21 protein-coding genes are annotated in these 22,796 nt (G+C 74.4%); 8 read left to right on the top strand and 13 right to left on the bottom strand.

The window, feature by feature from the left end; genetic code table 11:
• Positions 1 to 272: 272 nt before the first annotated feature.
• A complete protein-coding gene (locus BM242_RS20380) occupies positions 273 to 458 on the bottom strand; it encodes a DUF397 domain-containing protein (protein WP_093840331.1) in 186 nt (61 codons plus the stop codon).
• Entirely contained in the window at positions 442 to 1,272 is an 831-nt protein-coding gene (locus BM242_RS20375; RefSeq protein WP_093840330.1) for a helix-turn-helix domain-containing protein, read from the bottom strand. Before BM242_RS20375 ends, BM242_RS20380 begins: the two co-directional genes overlap by 17 nt.
• 595 nt (positions 1,273 to 1,867) lie before the next feature.
• On the opposite strand from BM242_RS20375, the gene BM242_RS20370 reads away from it, so the two are divergent.
• The 3 genes from BM242_RS20370 (at position 1,868) to BM242_RS20360 (ending at position 2,861) form a co-directional block, all read left to right on the top strand.
• The gene (locus BM242_RS20370; protein WP_245834324.1) at positions 1,868 to 2,131 is read left to right on the top strand and encodes a DUF7848 domain-containing protein; all 264 of its coding nucleotides are present in this window, start codon (positions 1,868 to 1,870) and stop codon (positions 2,129 to 2,131) included.
• Positions 2,131 to 2,547: a hypothetical protein gene (locus BM242_RS28970; RefSeq protein ID WP_139238387.1), complete on the top strand. Its 417-nt coding sequence runs from the start codon at positions 2,131 to 2,133 to the stop codon at positions 2,545 to 2,547. Before BM242_RS20370 ends, BM242_RS28970 begins: the two co-directional genes overlap by 1 nt.
• A 98-nt stretch (positions 2,548 to 2,645) precedes the next feature.
• Positions 2,646 to 2,861: a hypothetical protein gene (locus BM242_RS20360; RefSeq protein WP_139238386.1), complete on the top strand. Its 216-nt coding sequence runs from the start codon at positions 2,646 to 2,648 to the stop codon at positions 2,859 to 2,861.
• 210 nt (positions 2,862 to 3,071) lie between these two features.
• Here the strand turns inward: BM242_RS20360 and BM242_RS20355 are convergent, their stop codons facing one another.
• The 4 genes from BM242_RS20355 to BM242_RS20340 all read right to left on the bottom strand — a co-directional run bounded on the left by BM242_RS20355 (position 3,072) and on the right by BM242_RS20340 (position 6,710).
• Entirely contained in the window at positions 3,072 to 3,830 is a 759-nt protein-coding gene (locus BM242_RS20355; protein WP_093840326.1) for an SDR family NAD(P)-dependent oxidoreductase, read from the bottom strand.
• Positions 3,831 to 3,859: 29 nt separating this feature from the next.
• Positions 3,860 to 5,206 carry an MFS transporter gene (locus tag BM242_RS20350; RefSeq protein ID WP_093840325.1) on the bottom strand — a complete coding sequence of 449 codons (1,347 nt, stop codon included), beginning with the start codon at positions 5,204 to 5,206 and terminating at the stop codon, positions 3,860 to 3,862.
• Between the two features lie 89 nt (positions 5,207 to 5,295).
• Positions 5,296 to 5,880, bottom strand: coding sequence for a TetR/AcrR family transcriptional regulator (locus BM242_RS20345; protein WP_093840324.1), 585 nt, complete (start codon positions 5,878 to 5,880; stop codon positions 5,296 to 5,298).
• Between the two features lie 86 nt (positions 5,881 to 5,966).
• Positions 5,967 to 6,710 (bottom strand): flavodoxin family protein, encoded by a 744-nt coding sequence (locus BM242_RS20340; protein WP_245834321.1) that lies wholly within the window; start codon positions 6,708 to 6,710, stop codon positions 5,967 to 5,969.
• Between the two features lie 149 nt (positions 6,711 to 6,859).
• Here BM242_RS20340 and BM242_RS20335 point away from each other — a divergent pair, with 149 nt between their 5' ends.
• Complete coding sequence (locus BM242_RS20335; protein WP_093840323.1) at positions 6,860 to 7,783, top strand: LysR family transcriptional regulator; 924 nt, start codon at positions 6,860 to 6,862, stop codon at positions 7,781 to 7,783.
• A gap of 519 nt (positions 7,784 to 8,302) precedes the next feature.
• On the opposite strand, the gene BM242_RS20330 is transcribed toward BM242_RS20335, so the two are convergent.
• The 6 genes from BM242_RS20330 to BM242_RS20305 form a co-directional block, all read right to left on the bottom strand.
• Positions 8,303 to 9,436: a WD40 repeat domain-containing protein gene (locus tag BM242_RS20330; protein WP_093840322.1), complete on the bottom strand. Its 1,134-nt coding sequence runs from the start codon at positions 9,434 to 9,436 to the stop codon at positions 8,303 to 8,305.
• Positions 9,426 to 9,953, bottom strand: a complete 528-nt coding sequence (locus tag BM242_RS20325; protein WP_245834319.1) for a SigE family RNA polymerase sigma factor — start codon at positions 9,951 to 9,953, stop codon at positions 9,426 to 9,428. Before BM242_RS20325 ends, BM242_RS20330 begins: the two co-directional genes overlap by 11 nt.
• Before the next feature lie 101 nt (positions 9,954 to 10,054).
• Positions 10,055 to 10,633, bottom strand: a complete 579-nt coding sequence (locus tag BM242_RS29570) for a hypothetical protein (RefSeq protein WP_093840321.1) — start codon at positions 10,631 to 10,633, stop codon at positions 10,055 to 10,057.
• Between the two features lie 62 nt (positions 10,634 to 10,695).
• Positions 10,696 to 12,264: a hypothetical protein gene (locus tag BM242_RS29565; protein ID WP_175541501.1), complete on the bottom strand. Its 1,569-nt coding sequence runs from the start codon at positions 12,262 to 12,264 to the stop codon at positions 10,696 to 10,698.
• Entirely contained in the window at positions 12,239 to 13,009 is a 771-nt protein-coding gene (locus tag BM242_RS20310) for a hypothetical protein (RefSeq protein ID WP_093840319.1), read from the bottom strand. The genes BM242_RS29565 and BM242_RS20310 overlap by 26 nt, the downstream gene beginning before the upstream one ends.
• Position 13,010: 1 nt before the next feature.
• The gene (locus BM242_RS20305; protein WP_093840318.1) at positions 13,011 to 13,703 is read right to left on the bottom strand and encodes a hypothetical protein; all 693 of its coding nucleotides are present in this window, start codon (positions 13,701 to 13,703) and stop codon (positions 13,011 to 13,013) included.
• A gap of 370 nt (positions 13,704 to 14,073) precedes the next feature.
• On the opposite strand from BM242_RS20305, the gene BM242_RS20300 reads away from it, so the two are divergent.
• Positions 14,074 to 15,255, top strand: coding sequence for a macro domain-containing protein (locus BM242_RS20300; protein ID WP_093840317.1), 1,182 nt, complete (start codon positions 14,074 to 14,076; stop codon positions 15,253 to 15,255).
• Between the two features lie 182 nt (positions 15,256 to 15,437).
• On the opposite strand, the gene BM242_RS20295 is transcribed toward BM242_RS20300, so the two are convergent.
• A complete protein-coding gene (locus BM242_RS20295; RefSeq protein ID WP_093840316.1) occupies positions 15,438 to 16,169 on the bottom strand; it encodes a 4Fe-4S single cluster domain-containing protein in 732 nt (243 codons plus the stop codon).
• A 418-nt stretch (positions 16,170 to 16,587) separates the two neighbouring features.
• Here BM242_RS20295 and BM242_RS20290 point away from each other — a divergent pair, with 418 nt between their 5' ends.
• The 3 genes from BM242_RS20290 to BM242_RS20280 are packed head-to-tail and all read left to right on the top strand — an operon-like array spanning position 16,588 to position 22,795.
• Positions 16,588 to 19,119: a protein kinase domain-containing protein gene (locus tag BM242_RS20290; RefSeq protein ID WP_107365154.1), complete on the top strand. Its 2,532-nt coding sequence runs from the start codon at positions 16,588 to 16,590 to the stop codon at positions 19,117 to 19,119.
• Positions 19,116 to 20,711, top strand: coding sequence for a hypothetical protein (locus tag BM242_RS20285; RefSeq protein ID WP_093840314.1), 1,596 nt, complete (start codon positions 19,116 to 19,118; stop codon positions 20,709 to 20,711). Before BM242_RS20290 ends, BM242_RS20285 begins: the two co-directional genes overlap by 4 nt.
• The gene (locus BM242_RS20280; protein WP_245834317.1) at positions 20,708 to 22,795 is read left to right on the top strand and encodes an AAA family ATPase; all 2,088 of its coding nucleotides are present in this window, start codon (positions 20,708 to 20,710) and stop codon (positions 22,793 to 22,795) included. The genes BM242_RS20285 and BM242_RS20280 overlap by 4 nt, the downstream gene beginning before the upstream one ends.
• Position 22,796 lies beyond the last annotated feature (1 nt).

Here is a 22,796-nt window from a genome sequence, read left to right as displayed (position 1 = left end):
GCCGGGAACATCATCCGCCCGCCCGCCGACGACGCACGGCGCGCAGCCCGCCGCGGGCACCGCCCCGGCACCCCTCGAACAGCCACTCGCCGAGGGACCACCCAGCTCACCCCCTTGCCGTCCGGAGCCCCTCCCCGTGGTGCAACAGCAGTTCCCAGCGGAAACCCGCAGCACGCCGGTACGCCTTTCTTCTGACAACAGCAAGCCCTCAGCTCCGACTGCATCAAGCGGTTCGGGCTGAGGGCTACGTGAGCTGTGGGAATGTTTCGGCGTCAGCTCACGAAGTTCACGAAGGACTGCCACGCCATGTCAGGGAAAATCAGATGTGCCGCATGCGGCATCTTGCTGTCCCGCACGGGCACGGCTCCGGAAACGTCGTCCCGGACTTCGAGACAGGCGCCATTGTTGTCTCCGCTGTAGCTGCTCTTGCGCCATAGGCCGTCACGCGTCGGCTTCATTGTCGTATTCCTTGATGTATCGGCGGATAATGTCTAGTGAATCGTTCGGCGGCAGAGCTTTTTGCCGCGCTTCGTCGAACAGTTCATTGTAAAAGCTGACCCTTGGCGGACTTTCGACGGGTTCCCCGGGGCCGAAAGACTCGACCAGGGCGACCGTGTGCCCGTCCGCAAGGTGCCACAGGCTCACGCTACCGCCCATCATCCCGTGGCCGCCCGCACTGAACGGAAGGATCTGCACCCTGTTGCGCGGGTTGACGATGATTTCCTCGAAATGACGCAATTGGTCCGCCATTACTTCTGCCGTTCCGACTCTCCGCGCCAATGCAGATTCGTCAATCACTGCACGATAGAACGGCGGATCTTCCCTGAAGAACACAAGCTGCCGGTCCATACGGAGCGACACCCGTGCCGCAATCTCGTGGTCGGAAGCACCGAGCATGTATTCGCGTGTCAACTCCAGCGCGTATCGCTCGGTCTGGAGGAGTCCCGGGACAACGCTAGAGGTGAACGTCTGGATACGAACGGCATCCCGTTCCTTGGGAAGCATCTCCTTCATGTGTTCCGCGACCAGAGCGTCATGGACGTTGGCAAGCAATTCAGTGAACTTGATCATCGGCTTGAACCGTTGGTCAAGCAGCATTGCAAATTCCATGGTGGGAAGACTCCGGCCGCTTTCCAGATCGGCAACCCGTCCTTTGGAGTATTTGAGGTAGTCCGCGAACTGTTGCATGGACATCCCCGCTGCCTCACGTACCCGCTTGAGCTGTCGGCGGATCAGCTCCCGCCCAGTGATCTGTTCTGGCTGCTTGCCCACGCCCCACGCCTTCCGCTTGCCCACCCTCGCCCGTGCTTCTGTTCGGTCGTTTTGGCAGGAACGACCAGCCTACGCCGTGTCAACTTCTACCACTCCGCCGATGGTTGAGATGTGCCCGCTGACAGCAACCGACCAACGGAGGTACCGCACGTGACCGGCACTGACGGAGCGGACGGGTCATCCCGCAGCAACCCTGTGAGTCATGTACTCCCGAATATGGAAACGCTCGTGAGCACCTTTTCGTCCCCGCGCTCACCCACGAACGCGCTGCGCTGCTCTCCGGAGCGCTGTCGCTCGCTGCACTCCGCCGTCGCGACGCTCAGCGGCTCCTGACCGTGCTGACGGACACGTCGAACCAGCCGGAGAGCTGAACCATGAGCGGCGGGTGCCTGCACCCCGGGGACCTGGACACTGACGCCGAAGGCAACCGTGTGTGCCGCGCGTGTGAATCCGTGATCTATGCGGCCCATGCGGCACGGGCCGCACAGCAGCGGACCGAAGAGCGAACGAGGAAACGGCCGCCAAGTGAAGACCCCGGCAACCGTCGCAACACGATCCCGGGGCGTGGCCGGTCTGATGAGAGGAAAGACCAGCGGTGAAAGACACTACAGCGGTGCGCCCCGCCCGGGGCACCTACCGCTTCCGCAACTACACGATCCGGCCGGATGAGCGCACGGAAGCCGAACCGATCGTGTCCGGCATGGAATGCAAGTCATGCGGGGAGCGCGGCCAGGACGGGGACGGCATCGGGCACGCGACCGAATGGGCCGTTGAGCACCTCAAGGCGAACCCGACGCATCTGGAGTACCGGGAGCACATCACGCGCTCATACCACTTCGAGGCGGGAGCGTGGCATTGATGCGCAGACTTCTGGAGTGGCTGTCTCCCGCCCATGGGAAGCGGCCCGTCATGGCCCCGGGAGCCAACCGCCCGCAGAACGGCCACGGGGAGCCCGTAGAGCCTCCCTGCAAGCCCCGGCAGTCCGGGCAGCATGAGGCCGACTGCCCCACTGTGCGGCTGTCCTCCGTAAGGCACGGGGCACCCGTCTACGACGAACCGCGCAGCACCCGCCCCTACGCCGGGGGCGACTACTGGCACGGCGGACCGCTGGAACAGCCGACGTGGATTCCCGGGCACCACCCGCCGCACCCGGACACCCTTCGGGCGCGCGCACGGAAGGCATATCGCCGCGCGGTCCTGCTGGCCAACTCCTTCGGAGTGGAACTCCCGCCCCGCCGGATTCACGGCGTGCGGCTGAGCGGCGGTGCGCTGTGAGCGATCGGACGCTTCTGTACCTGACGGGTGACGACTCGGCGCTGTGGCCGGTGTGGCGTCGGCTGACGACCGCGCTGGGCACACGCCGGGACGTTTCCATGACCACGTACGAGCACTGCGCGCGGGTCATGTCGCGCAGCGGCGAAGCGCGGGTGATTCGGCTGGGCATCGAACGGAACATGAGCAGAGTTGTGGTGACGGAGTTCACCGGAGTCACTTGGGCGGACAACACGCCCGAGCACTGCTCCACGGCCGTTGTGGTCGAAGTGGCGCTGAGGGTGGTCGAGGAAGGCTCGACGGCGGTGGGCCGCTAGCATCCGGTACCCCTGCGCGGCTCCGTGCGGGTGCCCCGCCGACATGCGCGCTGGTCCGTTTGCACTGGTCGGAGCCGGGCCGTTGCTTGCTTCGGCGGCGCCACCTCCCGGCCCGGCCGCTCCTGTCGAGTCGGGAGGTGACCCGCACGCCGACCCGCCGTGGCGCAGTGGCTTGCCGACGGAAGCGGGGCGCGGGAGTCCCGCGGATGGTCAGGCGGCGGAGCCGCTGTCGATGACCAGGTCGGTGCCGACGACCGCGCCGGCCGCGGGGGAGGCGAGGTAGAGCACCGCGGCGGCGACTTCTTCGGCCTCCGCGACCCGGCCCAGCGGGTTTTCCGTCTTCATCCGCTCGGCACGGTCGGCCTCGGTCTCGCCGGGCCGCAGCGACATGGGAGCGGCGGCGGCGCCGGGGCTGACCGCGTTGATCCGGATGCCCTGGTGGATGTGGTCCAGGGCGGCGGTCCGGGTCAGCGCCGAGACCGCCGCCTTGGAGGTGATGTACGGGGCGAGGTTGGGGATGCGCAGGTGGGCGCCCAGGGTGGAGGAGACGTTGACGATGGTGCCGCCGCCGTTCTCCTTCATGTGCGCGATCTCGTGCTTCATCGCCAGCCACACCCCGGTGACATTGGTCCGCAGCACCGCCTCCCAGTCCTCCTCGCTCACCTCTCCGGCGGGAGCGGTGCCGCGGAGAATCCCGGCGTTGTTGACCGCGATGTCCAGTCCGCCGAAGCGGGTGACGCTCGCGCGTACGAGGTCCTGGAGCCGGCCGGAGTCGGTGACGTCGGCGGTGACGGCGGCGGCCGTGCCGCCGGCCGACTCGATGAGGCCGGCCGTCTCCTCCAGGGTGGCCGCGGTGCGGCCGGCGGCGACCACGGACGCGCCCTCGGCGGCGAAGGCGAGCGCGATCGCGCGGCCGAGGCCGGAGCCTGCGCCGGTGACCAGGGCGGTCCTGCCGGTGAAGCGGTTCATTTCGGTGACTCCTTGACGTGGTGGATCGATCAGTTGACGCGGTGGTTCAGCAGGGCGACGGCGGCCAGCGCGGCCCCCGTCGCGGCCAGCGGCGGGGCATCGCCGCCCAGCGTGAGCAGCAGCGCGAGCAGGACGGTCGGGCCGAACTCCATCGCGGTGTTGAGCACGCCGCCGGCGAGCCCGCTCTGCCCCGGTGGCACGTCTTCCGTGGCGAGCACGGCGGCTCCGGCGAACGAGGCCGCGGTGTCGGCCGGCAGCAGCACCAGGCCCGGCAGCAGTCCGTACCCGTAGGCGAGGTCTGCGTCGGTCCCGGTGAGCGCGAGCAGGGCCAGCCCGGCCGCGCCGGTGAGCAGGCCGGCGGCGGTGACCGCCCGGGGTCCGTGGCGGCCGATGAGGGGTGCCGCGGCGCGGCCCGCGGCGAGCAGCGCGACCGCGAACGGGACGAACGCCGCGGAGGTCTCCAGCGGCGACCAGTCGCGCGCCTGCTGGAGGTGGAGCGAGAGAAGCATGAAGGTCATCGCGGTGGCGCAGGCGCTCAGCGCGATGGCCCCGAGCGCGACGGCCCGCCGCGGGTGCAGCAGGAAGCGGGGCGGCAGCAGCGGATCGCGGGCGCGGTGCTCGGCGTACCAGAAGGCGGCCAGCAGCGCGGCCCCGGCGAGCAGCGGCACCAGCACGCCGGCCGACGACCAGGGGCGGGCGTCGGTGAGGACGAGCCCGTAACTGGCGAGGACGATCCCCGCGGTGGCCAGTACGGCGCCCGGCAGGTCGGGAGCCCTGCCCCGGCTCGGTGTGGTGTCGGGCAGCAGCCGGGGGGTGAGGGCGAGGGCCGCGACCGCCACCGCCAGCGGTACGGCGAGGGTCCAGCGCCAGGACAGCAGCGCCGTGATGACGCCGGAGAGCAGATTGCCCGCGGTCGCGCCGAGCACCGAGAGCCCGCCCCAGGTGGCCATCGCCCTGCCGTAGGCGGCGGGGGCGGGGAAGACGGCGCGCAGCACGGTCATGGCGGCGGGCGCGATCGCCGCCGCGCCGGCGCCCTGTGCGAAGCGCGCCGCGAGCAGTGTTCCCGGGCCGGGGGCGGCCATGGCGGCGGCCGAGGCGGCGCCGAACAGCACCAGGCCCGCGGTGAGGACGCGCCGCCCGCCGTGGCGGTCGGCGAGGCGTCCGCCGAAGAGGAGCAGGCCGGCGAAGGTCAGTCCGTAGGCGGCGCTGAGCAGGATCAGATCGGCGCGCACCAGCTCGAACTCGCGCCCGATGAGGGGCAGCGGCACGGCGATGGCGGCAAGCGTGAAGATCAGCGTCGCCTGGACGCCGCCGAGGAGGACGAAGCCGCTTCGCTGCCGCACGGTGCTGACCCGGGCGGCACCCGTGGCGCTCATGTTCCCCCCTGTTTTTTGACCGATCGGTTCAGAATTTGGGCACGCCGCAAGGCCGGACGAGGGTTGGTGTCCGTCGCGGCGCGGGCGGTTCAGTCCAGCAGCGCCAGCGCCTGCTCGGCGGCGTCCCGCACCCGGGCGGGATCGTCCGAGGCCTTGCCGACGATCCGCAGCCCCTGGAGCAGCACGAAGAGCATGCGGGCCAGCGCGCCCGGGTCGCGGTCCCCGGGCAGCTCGCCCTGGGCCTGGGCCCGTACCAGCGCGGAGCGCAGCGGGATCTCGACATGCTCCCAGCTGATCTCCACCCGGCGGGCCGCCGCGGGGTCGTGCGGGGCCAGCTCGGCCGCGGTGTTGGTGATGAAGCAGCCGTACTGCCGGCCCCGCGGCGAGGCCGCCTCCGCGGCGAAGCGCCGCACCACCGCCCGCACCGCGGGCAGTGCCGGGCCCGGCTGGGACAACTCGGCGAGGAGCAGCGGGTTGCGCACCTCGGTGTACCGGTCCATGGCCTTCAGATACAGCTCGTGCTTGCTGCCGAAGGTCGCGTAGATGCTGGCGCGCCCGATGCCGAGGTGCTCGACGAGGTCCGCCATCGATGTCGCTTCGTAGCCGCGCCGCCAGAACAGCTCAAGAGCCGACTGCAGCGCGGCGTCCGGATCGAACTCCTTGGTCCTGGCCACGGGAAGACCATAGACGCATCTAGAACGATCGGTCAATAATCATCTGCGCGAGGACAGGACCGGTACACCGTCGCGGGAGGGCGGGGTCAGGCGCCGGCCGGCGCCGCCGGCACCGCCGGCGCGTCATCCCTCTGCCGCAGGGACGCCGACAGCTCCCGGGCCTGGTGTTCGGTCATCCTGGGTGTCCGGTACGGCACGCCGTTGACCCACCGCTGCGCCAGCCGGGCGATCCGCTCTCCGTACCGCTCGGCGGTGATCCGGTCGCCGCGCGATCCGGCGTGCTCCGGCCCCTGGTCGGCATGGCTCTGGCTCATCAGCCCCAGCCAGGAGCCCAGCCGGTTCAGATCGTCTCGGTCGCCGCCGCTCCAGTTGTTGCCCGGCATGTCGCCCACGCCGATCCACTGCATGCCCAGTTGCGTCGCGAAGACCGCCAACTGCTCCAGAACCAGCAGCTTGTCGCCGCTCTGCGAGGCGGACATGGTGAACCCGCCGGCCAGCTTGTCCTTCCACGCCTGGGTGGCGAACGGCGTGAACGCCGCCTCCATGAACGCCTTGAACACCGCCGACACGCTGCCCATCAGCGTCGGGCAGCCCATGACCATCGCGTCGGAGCGCTCCAGCAGCTCCAGCACGTCCGCGTCGTGCCAGCGGCCCGCGGTGACGTCCTCGGGCCGGAGCCCGACCAGATGCACCTCGGCGCCCGGCACCAGCCGCGCCCCTGCCGCGATGTGCTCGGCCAGCACCCGGGTGTGTCCGTGGACCGAGTGGTAGACCACCGTCACCGTGACCATCGGGGCATCGTGCTCACGGCCGGCGTCCTTGACTGTCATCTGTTCCTGCCTTCTTTCCGGGTCCGGTAGGGAAGATCGCTGCTTGCCCGGCCATCACAACCCGTGCGCGGCACGGCATCAACGCCGAACTCCGGCATGCAGCGATCGGCCGCGCCGATCATTCGCGTTAGCCTGGGCCGGTGGACAGAATGGAGCTGGAGGCGTTTGTCGCGGTCGCGGAGGAACTCCACTTCGGCCGCGCCGCCGCGCGTCTGCACCGGGGGCAGCCCACGGTCAGCGAAGCCGTCAGACGGCTGGAGAACACCCTGGGCGGGCGGCTGTTCCACCGCACCAGCCGCCGGGTGTCGCTGACCGGTCTCGGCGAGGCGCTGCTGCCCGATGCCCGGGCCGCCCTGGCCCAGTTGCGCCGCTTCCGGCAGCGCGGACGCGCCCTGGCCGCCGGTGACCGGGCCGGGTGCGCCCTGGTCGTCGGCCACGCCGAATACACCGGCCACCGGCTGCTGCTGCGCTGCCTGCCGCAACTGCGCGAGCGCTTCCCCGAGGTGACGATCGTGCCGGAGGCCATGCCGACCACGGCCCAGTTCACCGCCCTGCGGGCGGAGACGATCGGGCTGGGCATCGGCTGGGCGACCGGCGGCGTCAGCGGCGTCTGCGCCAGGGTGCTGTCCACCGAGAGGTTCGTGGCGCTGGTGCCCGCGGCCCACCCCCTCGCCGGGCACACCGAACTGAGCGCCGCCGAGCTCTCCGCCACCGGCCTGCTCACCTGGCCGCACCAGATCAACAGCGGCCTGTGCGACCGGCTGCTGTCCGCCTTCCGGATCGGCGGGGCCGATCTGCGCATCATCAGGACCGCCGACAGCGTGCAGGCCATCGCCGCTCATGTCGCCGCGGGGACCGGCATCGGCATCGCCGTCGAATCCGCGCTCGACCACCAGCCCTCCGGTCTGCGCGTCATCCCCCTCACCGGCCCGTCCACCACCGCCGACCAGGTCGTCCTGACCGCCGCCGACCCGCCGGCCCCCGCCAGGGCCCTGCGCGACCTGCTGCTGCACGCCTCGGCGACGGCCCGCTGGGAGACACCCCGGGCCAAGACCCCCTGCACGCCAGGCTGAACGCGCACGGCACCCTCGGGGACAAACACATCCCCATGGCATACCTGCGTGCCTCCGCAGCCCGGCGCCGTGAGCCGGCACGTGGCTTGTGGGACGCCAACGGCCACCGGCAGGCCGCCGGCTGCGACCAGATGTTCCTCACCCGCGAGTCCCTCGCCGACGGCGTCGCCGAGCTGCTGCGCTCCTGCGGCCTGGCCGTCCGCGTCCGCGTCCGGGAGAACGAGAGCGGGAGCGGGACGGACGGGCGGGGGGCCGGCCGCCGGTGGCTCATCATCGCCCGGTTCGACTTCAGCCCCTACCACCTGCCCCGCTACGACTGGCAGCCCCCGGAGCGGTCGGCATCCCGCCACACCCGGCGGGCAAATCACCGATATCCGCAAGGTGCCGGACCAGCCCGCGCAGTGCGTCGAAGTCGACTCGCCCGCACACCTCTTCCTGGCCGGCGACGCGATGGTGCCCACCCGGGACAGTACGCGGCCCGGAGCCCCGCAGAGTCCGTGACGGGCCCCGGCACCCCCCTCATGGGGTGTCGATCACCAGGCACTCCTCCTCGCGGATGCTGCAGCGGGCCAGCCCGGTCGGGCTTCCGTCGGTGTACAGCTCGGCGAGCAGTAGGTCGTCGTCCTCCCAGGTCAGGATGGTGAGCTCCCGGTCATCGGGGGGCGGCAGGGTGAGCTGCCGGCTGCCGTCGGCCGATTCCACCGTGATCCCGGGAATCGTCTCGGACTCGCCGCCCCAGCTGCCGCCGCGGCCGAGCCAGGTGCCGGAGGGATTGACCTTGACGTCTTCGCCCGGCAGCGTCCGCAGCCGGTTCAGCGTCCCCGAGTCGGAGGCCTCCGCCAGGTAGGACGCGTCGGGCGCGCCGTCCTTGGTCCCGTCGTACACGATCAGGCCGGCGGGGGTGCTGCCCTGGACCCACTGGCCAGGCGCGGTGATGTCGAGATCGACAGTGTCGGCGGTACCGGCGGTACCTCCGTCCCCGGCGGCGAGCCACATCAGGCGCCGGCTTTCGCTCTGCAGAAAGACCCTGGCGTCCTTGGTGACCGCGACGACGCCGAAAGCGTCCGGATCTTCCGGCCCGGTCGCATCGGTCCCCAGCGTGTTGACGATCTCACCGGACCGCGTGTCGACGAGCAGCACCTGCCCGCCGTCCTGCGCGGTGGTGCCCACCGCCAGCAGTGTGCCGTCGGGAGAGAACCGGGGCTGCAGTATCACCGTGCCGGACAGGGGGCGTTGCTCGGCACCGGTGCCCCACCACCAGGTGTCGTCGTCGCGATGCGCGGTCCAGGCGCCGCCGGCCCGGTGCACGGTCCACCAGGACCCGGGCAGCCGCTCGCCCCCGACGTGCAGGCGCCCGTCGACCACATAGGGCACCGCCGGCGGGTCGGCGGTGAGCGTACGGACCGCGGGCGTCTCACTGGGCGACTCAGTGGGCGTCGCGGCCGGCTGCGGGCTCCCTCCGCCGTCCCGGTACGACGACACCACCGCCACCGCGCCCAGGGCGATGAGGGTCACGGCGGCCACCAGCAAGGGTCGCCACAGGCGCCCGCCGCGGACCGGCTCCGGCGGCAGCGGCGGACGGAGCGGAGCCCGCACGCCGGAGGCCACCTCGCGGAACTCCTGCCTGAGCGTCTCTTCGACGTCACCACTCATGGTGGTTCTCCCTCCCGTCGGTGCGTTCCGGGTCGAGGGCGGCTCGCAGCACCTTGAGGGCGCGGTGGGCGGTGGACTTCACATTGCCGCGCGAGCAGCCGAGGATGTCGGCGATCTCCTGCTCGCTGAGATCTTCGTAGTAGCGCAGCACGATCACGGCGCGCTGGCGCGGCGGCAGTGCCTTCACATGTGGCCAGAGCGTCAACCGGTCCTCGGGCCCGTGCGGTCGCTGCGCGGCGCCGTACTCGGGCGGGGCGTCGGTCAGCAGCTCCAGCCGCCGCCTCTTCGGACGGCGCACCGACAGGAACGTGTTGGTGAGCATGCGCCGCACATACGCGTCCGGCGAGTCCGACCGGATGATCCGCGACCAGGAGCGGTACGCCTTCAGCAACGTCTGCTGAGCGATGTCCTCGGCGTCCGCGTGATTGGCGGTGAGCAGATACGCGCTGCGGTACAGCGACGGCCAGACGGAATCGGCGTACTCCTCGAACGCCGGTGCGTTCGTACCGCTGGTCACGCTGTGCATCATCCGACGGCACCCCCTTCACCCTGCCTGACTCCGCGGGAGCGTCACCAGGTTGCGTCAGCCGCGTCCGGCGGCCTCACGGGACAGTACGGCTAGGGATCGAGGCCGAGGTCGTTCCGCATGCGCCGGCGCAGGACGGTGAGTGCGTTCCAGCCGCTGTCCAGGCCCCGGCGGAGCCGGGCCGTGTCGCCGTCGGTCAGGTCACCACCGCTGCGCAGCAGGGCGCCGTAGCTGTCGTTGAGCAGCCGGTTGGCGGCCCGCGCCGCGTCCAGCACCTCGCCCGGCACCACCATCTGCGCCTCGGCGTAGCTGTCGCGGTGGGCGGTGCGCCGCTCCTCCAGCAGGGCCAGGCAGGCGCGGCCCGCCTCCGGGTCCCCGGCGCGCAGCGCCTTGAGGTAGTTGACCTGGGCGGTCAGATACTGCCGGCAGGCGGTGTTGAGGGAGACGTAGCAGGTGCGGCGCAGCGCCAGGGAGGCCTGGGCGCGGGCCTCCGCGAGGTCCGCGTGCCGCAGCCGCTCGCCGTGGTGCCGTTCGCGTTCGCGTTCCTCGGCGAGCGCGGCCAGTTCCAGGCGTTTGGTCCGGTCGGCGCGGCGCTGGGTGAGCAGGGACGCGACCAGGGTGCCGGCCACGCCGACGACGGCGACCACCAGCGAGGTCCACGCGGTTCCCATGGCACCGGCTCCTTCCGCGGTTGCCGTCCGGGGTGGCACGGGCCGGGGCAGGCCGGCCCGGGTCAGGGGCGCCCGCCGCCCGCCCGCAGATGGGGGCCGCCCGGCGGGCCGGCGGCCGGCCCGCCGGCCGCGGCCCCGGCGTCCGTGCCGGTCCCCTCTCCGCCGGCTGCCGCGTCCTCGGCGACGAGTCCGCGCCACTTGCGGGAGAGATGCATGGCGGCCTCGGTCATGGCCGGACTCCTGGCACCCGCCGCGAAGCCGTCCAGATAGGCGTGGGCGGCGGCGTCGTAGAGGGCGTCGAGTTCCCGGAGCCCGGCGCGCAGCGCTTCCCGGCGGGCGTCGTCCCGCTCCGGGTGGCCGTCCACCCGCTGCCGCGCCCGGTGCAGGGCCAGCAGGGCCGCCTGTTCCCGCGCCAGGGCCGCGGCCAGTGACCGGTCGGCGGTGCGGAAGGCGGCCACAAAGGGGTGGTCCTCGGCCAGCGCCAGCAGCAGGCCGAGCAGCCCGGACAGGACCAGCAGGGCGAAGAACATCCAGCTCATGGTCTGCTCGTCGACCCCGAGCCGGTCCAGGACGCTGCTCTGCTCCCGCATCTCCGGGGGCATGTCCGCCAGGACGTCCTCGGGCAGCGGCGGCAGCCCGGTGTCCTCGGCCAGCAGCCGGGCCCGCAGCAGGCCCAGCCCGTAGCAGGCGAAGAGCCAGCAGGCCAGCACGGCGGGGGTGGTGAGGAGCAGGGTGAGACGGGAGGTGCCGGTGGCGGGCAGCCGGCGGACCTGCCGGCCCAGCCAGTGCGGGCCGACGATCATCAGGGTGCCGACGGCCAGGGTGAACGTGGCGGTGAGCAGATTGGCCTGTGCCTCGCCCGCGCCGTGGATCCGCTGGAACACGACCCAGTAGATGGGCAGTTCCACCAGAGCCAGGAGCAGGAGCAGCAGCAGGCGTCCGCGGCCGGACATACCGGACCGGGCGGACAGGCCCTCCCAGCGGGCGCCGGGCGGTTCCGGGCCGCCGTCCGGTACGGCGGGGCCGTCGCCCGGTACGGCGGGGCCGTCGCCCGGTACGGCGGGGCCGTCGTCCAGCCGGGCGGCCCGGTCCCCGGCCCGCTGTTCCCGCCGCAGGCGGACCCGCTCGCGCAGCCGGTGGTGGCGTTCCTCGCGGGCGGCCAGCCGGTCCAGCTGAGCCCTGCTGGTCGCCAGGTCGGTCTCGGCCCGCCGGCGGTCCTCCGCGGCTGCCTCCCGGGCGGCCTGCGCGGCCTGTTCACCGATCTGTCCCTGGGCGCGGGCGCCGCGTTCGGTGCTGCCCTCGCGCACCGCGTCCGCGGTCAGCCGCGCCCGGGCCTGCCTGCGCAGCGCGGCGAGCTCCGCCAGGCGGGGCGGCAGCAGCTCCGGGTCGGCCAGCAGCCACGGGTCGTAGGCGCCGCTGCGGGCGGCCCGGCGGCCGGCCCGGCGGCTCCGGGTCAGCAGGCGGTGGCGTCCTGTTCCGGTGTCCGGCCGCAGCAGGGGCGCGGCGGGCGCCGCGGGCCGGGCGGCGGCGGGCGGCACCAGCGCCAGGTGCGGCGCCGCGCCGCGCCTGCCGCGGCGACCGCCGCGCCGTCCGCGTCCGCCGCCGTCAGTTCCGGTAACCGTGGTCGACATCGGCGCCCGACCTCCCCTCCAGGAGCTCGGTCCAGAAGGCGTCGAAGTCGCCGTAGGCGCCTGGCTCGTCACTCATCCGCATGCCGTAGCCGACGGGGTAGACCCGGACCCCGGAGAGGTCGGGCAGCCGGCCGTCCTCGGCGAGCAGATCGAGGACGGCGGCGCGGGACTCGGGCGTGGTCAGGTCGTGCTCCCCGACCCGGAATTCGGTGTCGTACTGCCGGAAGTCGCTGATCACCAGCAGGTGCAGGGTGCCGTCGCCGCCCGGGCGGTCGCCCGCCACCCGGTCGAGCGCACCGAGGACGTCGGAGCCCGGTTCCCTGCTCCGGGCGCAGGCCAGGAGTTCCCGGGCCCGGCCCAGGGCGGCGGCCCGGAGCGACGCGCGCAGCTCCTCGCGGTCGGTGTGGGCGTCGCCGTCGGGGTCCAGGTCCAGGGGTTCGGCCCGGCAGGTCGATCCGGCGGAGGCGTTGGTGATGGGCCCGAAGGACAGGGTGCGGCAGGTGCGGTCGGCCAGGAAGTCCGGCAGGGTCTCGTCGAGCAGGATCTCGCCGTCGAATCCCTCGGGGTAGGGCTGGGCGGAGCCCGAGCCGTCGACCAGCACGCCGCAGGACTCCTCGTAGCGTTCGGGGCCGGTGATGCCGAGTGCCTGGCAGCCGGTGCCGGCGGCCGTCAGCGCGCAGCCGAGCAGGACGGCGGCGGCGCGGCGGCCGGGGCGCGGCGCGGCGCCCGGGAGGTGGCGGGACATGTCAGTGGCCTTCCAGGGGTATCGGGCCGCGGGTGGACTGGGTGCGCAGGATGTGCAGGGCGCGCGGGGTGGCCGGCCCGCCGGCCGTCCCGGTGCCGGGGCCGGTGCCGGGGCCGGTGCCGGTGCCGAGCCAGGTGTCGGGGGCGTCCCAGGACGGGTCAAGCGTCATCGGGGCGGGTCGCCAGTGGCGCGGGAAGACGGAGTCCTCGTCGTCGGGCGGCCGGTAGTTGAACTGTTCGAGCCTGCCGAGCCGCAGGCCGTGCCAGTACGCGGCGATCTGCTGGTTGATCCGCCCGGTGATGCCCTCCGCCCGGCCGCGGCAGACGGCCGCCATGGTGCGCCAGTCGCCGACCCGGCCGCCGAACGCGGCAAGCGCGGCCGGACGCGGGTCCTGCCGGATGTCGTACTGGGTGACGACCTGCACCGCCTCCCGGTGGATGGCGGCGACCAGGCGCCGTTCCCGGTGCAGCAGCGCGGCCCGCAGATCGAGCGCCGCCTGCGCGCCGAGCGCGTGCAGCCCCGCGATGTAGTCGGTGACGATGAGTTCGGGGCGGGCGGTGCCGGCCGGCCCCCCGTGCGACCCGGCCGGTATCCCCCGCCGTCCGTCCTCCCGGCCCCGTATCCGGGCGCCTGCCCTGGTCATGGCGGGCAGCGCGGCCCGGCGCACCACCCGTCCGATTCCCCCGAAGACCACCGTGGCACCCCTTGCCGTTTCCGCGGTTCCGTTCCCTCGTCCGGAATTCCTAGCACGATCCGCGGGCGGCTGGACCATGAATGCGGGAAAACACCGGAATTCCCCCGGCAATTGCCCGGGGGCCGACCGGAGGGAATCCCGGCAGGGGGCCGGGGCGGCTCCCGGCGGCCCGTCTGCGGGATTCCCGTCACGGGGCGGAAACGGGTCTGATCCAGCCCTGGCGGGAAACCGGTTCCGCGGCGGGAAACAACCGGAATGCCTTGTTCCTTTTCCGGAGCGCACGGAGTTCCTGGGACGGGTGAGGTCATGGGGTGGGCCCGGTGGCCCGTATCCCGTTCTCCGGGGCGCCACTGGGCTCTATCTTTTTCTCATGCGTCCGGACACCACCGCGCCTGACCTGCCCACCCATGCCGGACTCACCGCCGACCTGACGGCCCTGCGCCGGCCCGGGCTGGCCGGGCTGCGCCGGCTGCCGCTTCCGGCGCTGCGCGCCGCGGCGGTGCGCAGCGGCCACAGCACCGGCGAGGACGACGCCCCCGCCGGGATGGAGGCCCTGATCCGCGACGCCGTGCGGCGGCTCGGCGGCGAGGAGGACCCGATCGGGCGGGCCGCGGCCCGCAGCTTCGGGCTGCTGCCGGGGCAGCGGGGCGCCTCGGCCGCGGCGCGGCGGGAAGCGGCGGCCTCCGTCTACCGCATCGTCGGGGAGACCTTCCGGCGGCAGCGCGAGGAGGAGGTGTTCGGGCAGCTGGCCGAAGCGGTGCTGATGCTCTGCCGGCAGCGGGCCGCCGCTCCGCCGGGCGCGGCGGCGGTGCCATCCGGGCCGGGGCAGGAACCGGGGCCGTCGGCGGGGACGTCGGCGGGGCCGCAGCCGTCGCGGAGTGCCGGCGTCCGGCACCCGCGGGGCCCGGCACCGGCCACCCCGTTCCGGGTCACCGCCACCACCGCGGACGGCAGCCTGCCGTTCGAGCTGGCCGTCTGCCCGGCCGAACTGCTGCGGGACGTGGATGTCCTGGTGTCCTCGGAGAACGTCTACCTGGAGATGTCCAAGACCTTCCACACCACGCTGTCCGCCTCGCTGCGCCGCGCCGCCGCGGTGCGGGACGTGACCGGCGAGCTGGTCGACGACGTGCTGGCCCGGGAACTGGCCGGCTGGATGCGCGCCCACGCCCGGCCGGGCCTGCCGGTGCGGCCGGGAACCGTTGCCCCGACCTCGTCCGGCGCCCTCGCGGAGCGGGGCATCCGCCGCATCTACCACGCGGCCGTGGCCGCGCCGCTGCCCGAGCACGACACCTACCGGGTCGAGCCGGAGACCATCGTCACGGCGGTGGGGGAGGTCTTCGCCCGCGCGCGGGCGGAACGCGACGACTTCCGCCCGCCGCTGCGGACCATCTGTTTTCCGCTGCTGGGCGCCGGGCGGGGCGGCCTGGCACCGGCGGACAGCGCCGCATGGCTGGCCTGGGCGATCCGGGAACAGCTGGCGGCGGACCCGCGGTGGCAGGTCCAGCTGGTGGTGCGGCGCCGGGAGGTGGCCCAGGCGCTGACCGGCCGGTGAGGGCGCCCGCCGCGGCGGGTGCTGCGCCGCGCCGGGCCCGGCAGGTCCCGTCCAAGCCCCTGTCCAAGCCCCGGTCCAAGCCCCGGTCCCGGCCCCTGTCCCGGGCGCCGGCGGGGGACCGGCGCGGCCGGACCCGTACCGGGCGCCGGCGCCATGGGGCCGGCGCGGGCCGGTCGGCGCGCTCACCCGGTTCCGTCCCGGTGGCGGCGGGCGGCCGGGCGCCAGCTCGGCTCCGACAGCCGCACCCCTCGCATGCGCAACGCCCTTTCCAGCGCCGCGAGTTCACCCGGTCCGGGGACGCCGTGCACCATGACACCGGTGCCCTGGGCAACGGTTTCCAGCGACGGCCCGGCGGTGGTCCGGGACAGATGCGGGGCATACCGCCGCCGGCCCAGCGGGGTGCGCGGCAGCAGCCGCTGGTTGGCCGAGCCGCGCCAGACCAGCCGGGTCGGCCGCCCGGCCCGGTAGCGGCCGGTGATCACGGCGTCGGCGTGCCGCAGCGCCGCGTGCCCGGGCGCGTCCAGCTCCGCCTCCGCATAGCCGGTGTAGACCAGGAGGTCCGGCTCGCCGTGCGGGAACGGGCCGGCCAGGGCGCGCATCCGGGCGGCGCCCGCCAGCAGTGCCGCCAGGGCCGCCGGCTGCTCCAGCGGTTCGCCGCCGCTGACCGTCAGCCCTTGCGCGCCCGCGTCGAGTGCGGACCGCCACTGCGCGAGCAGCGCGGGCACCGGCGCGGAGCGCCCGCCGTCGGGGTCCCAGGTATGCCGGGACATGCATCCGGGGCAGGCCAGGGCGCAGCCCTGGGTCCAGACGACCAGGCGGCGTCCCGGCCCCAGCGTGGTCACCGGAAAATGAGTGCCGCTGACACGCAATTCGGCCGCGGCGCCGCTTGCGTCCGCGTTCTCCCCGACCGTCATGAGGATTACTCTGACAGACTCCCGGCATCCCGGAAGGGGCTTTGTCGACAAATACTGCGCACCCCCGGAAATCGCCCGGGAATTCCCCGGAGAACCACCGGAAAACACACCGGGCGACGACTTTCCGCTCGATACACTCGCAGCAGGGCCGGCCCGTGCCGCCCGTGAACGACCGGGAGGGCCCGGGAAAGAGCGGGGTGCATCGGGGATACGGGGAGCGGGGGAAAGCACGGGGAACCCCGGGGGTGACGGGGTGACGGGGAGGGTGACGGTACGGCCGGGATCCGGGGCGGGAAGAGCGGTGGCCGGACGGGCTGCCCCCGCGGCCCGAACGGCTCGGGCACCGGACGGGATGGCCCCGCGCTCCGCACCCCACGCACGGCCCGGGCCGGTGGAGGCCAGTGGAGGAGGAGAGACCATGACCGAGCCGCCCCGCACGGCGGACCGCGCCGGCACGGTGCCCCCCACCGAGCACGAGCCCTTCGCCGCTCCGACCGAGCACGAGGCGGAGGCCGCCGGCGCAACCGGGCCGGCGCCCGACCCGCGGGGCGACGCGGACGCCCTCCCGCCGGCGCTGGCGGCCCGTTACGAACGCCGCGAGGTGCGCAAACGGCCCGCGGTGCCGCAGGAGGCGGCCGTCCTGCGGGTCACCGACCGCCAGGACGGCACCGACTGCTTCCTGAAGTGGTACCACCCCGGGCACCGGCCCGACCCGGAGGTGTGGCGCATCCTGCGGGACCGGCCCGCGGACGGCCCCGACGCCCTCCCCCACGTGCTGCGGCTGCACCGTGCCGAGGTGCGCGACGGGCATCCCTTCGACACCGCGCCCGTCTGCGGCGAGACCCATCTCGCCGCCTGGTCCCAGGACCGGCCGGGCCCCGCCCCGCTCCCCTTTGTGCACGCCGTGGTCCGCCAGGCCGCCGCCGCGCTCACCGCCCTGCACCGGCAGGGCATCGTGCACCGGGACCTCAGCCCGGCGAACCTGGTGCTCGGCTCTCTCGATCCGCCCGGGCCGGACCTGACCGTCATCGACTTCTCCGACGCCGTGCATGCCCCGCGGCCGCGCTTCGGCGCCGCCTCCGAATGGGTGGGCACCGCCCGCTACCAGGCGCCGGAGGCCGGCCTGGCCCGCCAGCTCATCCACCCGCCCGCCGACTGGTGGTCGCTCGGCATGATCATCGCGGAGCTGGCCGGCGGACGCCACCCGGTCCGCCATCTCACGGCCGACGGGGCCCGCGCCCAGGTGGTCAGCGGCTATCTCGACCTCTCCGCCGTCACCGACCCGCGTCTGAAGCTGCTCTGCCGCGGGCTGCTCACCCAGGACTTCGAATACCGGTGGGGAGCCGAGGAGGTCGCCGCCTGGCTGGCCGGCGGCACCCCCGCCACCGCCCGCCGCCCCGCCGACCGGCTCACCGGCGACCCGCTCGCCGACGACCCGCTCGCCGACGACCCGCTCGCCGACGGCCGCCCCGACGGTCCGGGGGCCGCCCACCGCCTGCCCGTCTTCCCGTTCGCCGGCCGGGAGTTCACCGAGCCCCGGCTGCTCGGCCAGGCGCTGGCGGAACACTGGGAGACCGCCCGCCGCGCCCTGGCCCGGCGCGGCACCCGCACCGAGCTGGTCGACTGGCTGCGGAACGCCGCCGCCTCGCCCCGCTACGGCGAGGGCGACCGGGAGGAACTCACGGCGCTGCTCCCGGCGTTCACCGCCCGCCGGCCGCCCGGCCCGGCGGATGTCGTCCGGCTGCTCAACTGGCTGGCGCCCACCCTGCCCCCGGTGCACCGCCGGGAGCCCGTGGACCCGGCGGAGGGCCTGGCCCTGCTCGCCGAACGCGCCGCCGGCCTGACCACCGGCGACGGCGACCCGGCCGCCGCCGACATCACCGACGAACTGCTGGACCACCGCATCCTGCCGCTGCTCGACGCCCGGCGCGGCGGCAGCGGGCTGTCCCGCCTCCACCAGCAGTGGGCCGCCGAGCTGGAACGCTGGCCGCGGCTCGTCGCCGCCCTGCACGCCGAGTTCCCCGAGCTGCGCCGCCGCCGACGCACCGAACCGGCGGTGCGCCGCCCCGACGCCCGGCTGCGCGCCGCCGTGCTGTGGACGGTGGCCGCGCCGGAGGCCGTGCGCCGCTTCCTCGCCCACCAGGCCGCCCGGCAGCGCGAACTGCTGCCCGCGCCGGTCCCCTGGTACACCTGGCTGCTCGGCGACGAGGGCGACCCGCTGCGGCTGCTGCTGGCGCACACCCTGGCCCTGGACGCCCGGGACGACGCCGAACAGGCGGCGCTCCGGCAGCGCATCCGGGAGGAGGAGGCCCGGACGGTGGCCGGCTTCCGCCGCGAAGACGCCTTCATCCGCAGCCTGGAGCACCGCACCGTGCTGGCCTGGGCGGTCGGCGGCGGCGCGGCCCTCACCTTCGTCTGGATCTTCGTCCTGGGGATCACCGACGCCCTCAACTGGGCGCCGCAGGAGACGGTGGCCCTGGCCTGGATCTGGGCGGTGCCCGGCGCCGCCGCGGTCTTCGCCCTGGAGCTGTGGACCGCGCAGCGCATCGGAGCGCCCTGCTACCACCCCGACCGTTCACTGGCCGGCCTGGTGATCCGCGGCGCGGAACGCCCGGCCCGCCGGGCCCGCCGCAGCCCGTTGGCCGGCGCCCTGGCGCTGGCCGCCGCCCTGGGCGTGCTGGTCCTCACCCTCCGCTGGGCCGCCTGGGTGTGGCCGGCCGCCACCGTGTCGGCCCTCGGCTGGTGGACCTGGCACCGCCACCGCCGCTGGACGGGCGAACACCGGCGGCTGCGGGATCTGGCCTGGCGCGGCGAGCTGCGCGGGCTCCTCGTGCCGCGGCAGCGCCGGGACGGCAGCCGCAACGGCGCCCGGCCGCAGGACGGCGGGCGCACCCAGCAGGAGGACGGCCGGGACGCACCGGCGTCCCAGGAGCGGAGGGACCACGGATGAGCTGCGGAGCTGCCACCCCCACGGTGGAGGTGGTGTTGCCGTCGGTGGAGTTCCCGGCGGTGGACGAGATCGCGGGCGAGGCGCTCTCGGCGGCGGCGGAACAGCTCCAGGACCTGGTGGTCCCGGCGCTGCTGGGCCTGGGCGCGCTCAGCGGGGCGGTGCTCGCGGCCCGGGCCGCCACCACCGGCACCCGGCTGCTGGCCGACGCCGCCGTCCGGGCGGCCGGTCTCCAGCGGCAGCGGCTGGACGAACGCCGCCGCGCCGACGAGGCCTGCCGGATGTGGCGGTCCGCCGCCCTGGCGGTGGCCCGGCGCAACGCCCTGATCGACGTGGTGCGCGCCCGGTACCGCAGGGCCGCGCGGGCCGGCGCCGCACCCGGCGGGCCGCCGCCGCCCGACCCGGACCTGCCGCCCGCGCTGGACCCGGCCGGAATGTGCCTGGAGCCGGTGCTGACCTGGCTCGCCGAGGCGGACCGCCGCACCCGGGCCGCCGAGGCCGCCCTGGCCCGCTGGGAACGCGGGGCGGCCGACCGCCGCGCCGCCTCCTCCTACGGCCGCGACCCGGAGACCGCGGCCCGGCGGACCGCGCTGCGGGCGCGCCGTCAGAAGCTGCTGGACGCCTGGGCGTCCGCGAGCACCGAGGAGGAGGCGCGGCACGCGGCACCCGGTGGCAGCGCCGCCGTCCGGGAACGTCTCGGCGCCGGCACGGCGGGCGGCGCCCCGCACCCGGAGGAACTCGCCCGGCTGGGCGAGGAACTGGCCGGCGCGATCGGCCCGGCCGTTCCGGCCCGGGACGCCGACCTGGTGGAGCAGACCATCGCCGAGGCGCTCCGGCTCGCCGCCGACCGTCCGCGCTCCGCGCACCTGATGCTGTGGGAGGCCGCCACGATCCTGAGCGAGGCCGAACGGGCCGCCGAGCAGCGGGCGGAGGCCGAGACCGAGGCCGCGCTGTGGCTGCGACTGCTGCGCCGGCCGCTGCCGCCGGGCACACCGCCGCTGCCGTCCGCCGAGGCCGAGGCCGAAGCGCTGGAGCGGTTTCTGGAGCAGGGCGGCCCGCTCGACCCGGCGGTGCGCGGCCGGGCCGCCGCCCGGGTGCGCGAACGGCAGCTCGCCACCGAGCGCCTGTACGCGGCGGAGCTGATGCGGCAGGCCGTCCGGCAGCTCGGCGCGCCGGGCACCGCGGGGCGGCCCGGCGAGCCGGCCGGAGCCGGCGACCTGCCGGTGGTGCGCGAGGTCGCGCCCGGCGTCCACCACATCGACTGGGCACCGCCGCACTGGGGCACCGAGCACTGGCTGCGGGTGGTGGTCGCCCGGGACGGCACCGCCCGGACCCGCACCATGCGCAGCCGCGCCACCGGACCCGACAACGACCTGGACGCCGAGCGCTGCCGCGAGGCCCGTCAGTGGCTGGCGGAGCTGGAGCGGCTGGCCGCCGCGGCCGGGCTGCCGCTCCGCACGGAGTTCACCGAGCAGGGCACCGTTCCCGGTACCCGGCACACCCCCGCGGGCACCGGGGCCGGCAGGACCGGCGGCCGTCACCACCACGACGGGCCGCGCCACCGCGCCCGCGGCACGGAAGGAGCCGGCGCGTGACCACCCTCCGCAAGACCCCGCCGGCCGCCGGCCCGGACACCGGCGGGCCCGCGGTCGCCGGGGTGCGGGAGCTGCCGTCCTTCGCCGAGGAGCTGACCGGCACCCTCAGCGTCCACTGCCAGTACGTGCTGCACGGCAACATCCGCGACATCCATCTGGTCCGCGTGCCCGGCGGCGGTGCCGCCGGGGACCAGCACACCACGCTGATCAATCTGCTGTGGAACCTGCTGCGCCGGGAGGGCTACGAGGCCCTGGTCCGGTTCGACCGCCTGGACGGCTTCACCGTCTTCCCGGCCGCCGCCGAGCCCCGGGTGGAGGCCGTGCTGGGCCGCGGCCGGATCGGCGGGCGGGCCCGCAATGTCACGGTGCCCGGCCTGGAAACCCTGTCCGGCCTGCTCCGGGCGCTCGCCCGCGGCCTGCCGGAGGGGACCGGCCGGCCCGCGGAGCCCGGGAACGGTGCCCCGGGCGGTGCCGGCCCCGAAAGCGGCACCGGCACCGGCCCCGGTCCCGGCCCGGCCGCCGCCGCGCCGCCGCTGCGGGCCGCGATCCTGGTGGACTACGCCTCCCGGATCCCCGGCGACGTCAGCCGGCTGGAGCACGCCGAACGGGACTTCTTCCTGGACTGCCTGAAGACCGCCCACGAGGCGGTGCCGCTGCCGGCCCCCGGCGGCCGTCGCCTGTTCAATCCGCTGATCTGGCTGGCGGACGGCGAACGGGACCTGCCCGTCTGGCTGGTCTCCGGCAGCGACCGGGTGCGCACCATCGGCGTGCCGCTTCCCGGGCAGGGTGAGCGGGCCCGCATGGCACGGCTGCTCGCCCTGGAGTACGAGGGTCTGACCGCCGCACCGGACGGCCCGGCGCCGCCCCCGCCGTCCGCATCCCCGCCGTCCCCGCCGTCCCCGCCGTCCGACCAGGAGATCGAGGAGTTCACCCGGGCCACCACCGGGCTGACCCTGCGCGCCATGCGGGAGACCGTACGCCTGGCCGTGGACCGGATGATGCCGTTCTCCGCGATGCCGGACGCGGTCCGGATCTACCGGCTCGGCATCGAGGACAGCCCGTGGCGGCGGCCGGACATGCGGGCGCACATCGCCCGCGGCGAGCAGTACATCCGGAGCCGGGTGCAGGGCCAGACCGCGGCCGTCGATCAGACCATGGACATCCTCAAGCGAGCCGCCATGGGGCTGTCCGGCGCCCACGCCACCCACTCCGGGCACCGGCCGCGCGGCGTGCTGTTCTTCGCCGGCCCCACCGGCACCGGCAAGACCGAACTGGCCAAGTCCATCGCCAAGGTGCTGTTCGGCGACGAGGACGCCTGCCTGCGCTTCGACATGAGCGAGTTCTCCGCGCCGCACGCCGCCGACCGGCTGGTCGGGGCGCCCCCGGGCTACGTCGGATACGAGGCGGGCGGCGAACTCACCAGCGCGGTACGGGCCAATCCCTTCCGGGTGGTGCTGTTCGACGAGATCGAGAAGGCCGACAAGGGCGTCCTGGACAAGTTCCTCCAGGTACTGGAGGACGGTCGGCTGACCGATGGCCAGGGCATCACCACCCACTTCAGCGAATGCGTGCTGATCTTCACCTCCAACCTGGGCGTGATGCGGGAGGACCCGGCCACCGGGCTGAAGGTCCGGGCGGTGGAACCCGGCACCGGCTACCGGGAGTTCGCCGGACGGGTGCAGGCCAATGTGCGGCACCACTTCGTCCAGGTCATCGGCCGCCCGGAACTCCTCAACCGGTTCGGCGGCAACATCGTCGTCTTCGACTGGATCGGCCCGGAAGTGGCCCGGCGCATCTACCGCCAGCAGACCGACAACATCCGCCGGGCGCTGTGGAAGGAGCAGCGCATCGACCTGCGCCTGTCCGAGGACGCGGACCGGCAGCTGGCCGAACTGTGCACCCGCGGCCTGGACGACGGCGGGCGGGGCATCGGGAACGCCCTGGAGACCCGGCTGGTCAACCCGCTCGCCCGCGCGCTGTTCGACACGCCCGCCGCGGCCGGCAGCCGGGTGACCGTGGCCCGCGTGGAGGAACGGCCGGACGGCACCGTCCGGCTGGAGCTGCGCACCGGGGACGGCCCGTGAG

Origin of the sequence: Streptomyces aidingensis (genome assembly GCF_900112355.1) — a bacterium.
GTDB classification, from domain to species: domain Bacteria; phylum Actinomycetota; class Actinomycetes; order Streptomycetales; family Streptomycetaceae; genus Streptomyces; species Streptomyces aidingensis.
Note: the sequence above shows the minus strand (reverse complement) of the source record. Positions and strands in the feature narration are given on the sequence as shown.

Bases quoted from the DNA above. Each gene is read 5' to 3' on its own strand.
- BM242_RS20380 (WP_093840331.1), bottom strand. From the start codon at position 458: ATGAAGCCGACGCGTGACGGCCTATGGCGCAAGAGCAGCTACAGCGGA.
- BM242_RS28970 (WP_139238387.1), top strand. From the start codon at position 2,131: ATGCGCAGACTTCTGGAGTGGCTGTCTCCCGCCCATGGGAAGCGGCCC.
- BM242_RS20360 (WP_139238386.1), top strand. From the start codon at position 2,646: ATGACCACGTACGAGCACTGCGCGCGGGTCATGTCGCGCAGCGGCGAA.
- BM242_RS20355 (WP_093840326.1), bottom strand. From the start codon at position 3,830: ATGAACCGCTTCACCGGCAGGACCGCCCTGGTCACCGGCGCAGGCTCC.
- BM242_RS20350 (WP_093840325.1), bottom strand. From the start codon at position 5,206: ATGAGCGCCACGGGTGCCGCCCGGGTCAGCACCGTGCGGCAGCGAAGC.
- BM242_RS20340 (WP_245834321.1), bottom strand. From the start codon at position 6,710: ATGACAGTCAAGGACGCCGGCCGTGAGCACGATGCCCCGATGGTCACG.
- BM242_RS20335 (WP_093840323.1), top strand. From the start codon at position 6,860: ATGGAGCTGGAGGCGTTTGTCGCGGTCGCGGAGGAACTCCACTTCGGC.
- BM242_RS20330 (WP_093840322.1), bottom strand. From the start codon at position 9,436: ATGAGTGGTGACGTCGAAGAGACGCTCAGGCAGGAGTTCCGCGAGGTG.
- BM242_RS29570 (WP_093840321.1), bottom strand. From the start codon at position 10,633: ATGGGAACCGCGTGGACCTCGCTGGTGGTCGCCGTCGTCGGCGTGGCC.
- BM242_RS29565 (WP_175541501.1), bottom strand. From the start codon at position 12,264: ATGTCGACCACGGTTACCGGAACTGACGGCGGCGGACGCGGACGGCGC.
- BM242_RS20310 (WP_093840319.1), bottom strand. From the start codon at position 13,009: ATGTCCCGCCACCTCCCGGGCGCCGCGCCGCGCCCCGGCCGCCGCGCC.
- BM242_RS20300 (WP_093840317.1), top strand. From the start codon at position 14,074: ATGCGTCCGGACACCACCGCGCCTGACCTGCCCACCCATGCCGGACTC.
- BM242_RS20295 (WP_093840316.1), bottom strand. From the start codon at position 16,169: ATGACGGTCGGGGAGAACGCGGACGCAAGCGGCGCCGCGGCCGAATTG.
- BM242_RS20290 (WP_107365154.1), top strand. From the start codon at position 16,588: ATGACCGAGCCGCCCCGCACGGCGGACCGCGCCGGCACGGTGCCCCCC.
- BM242_RS20285 (WP_093840314.1), top strand. From the start codon at position 19,116: ATGAGCTGCGGAGCTGCCACCCCCACGGTGGAGGTGGTGTTGCCGTCG.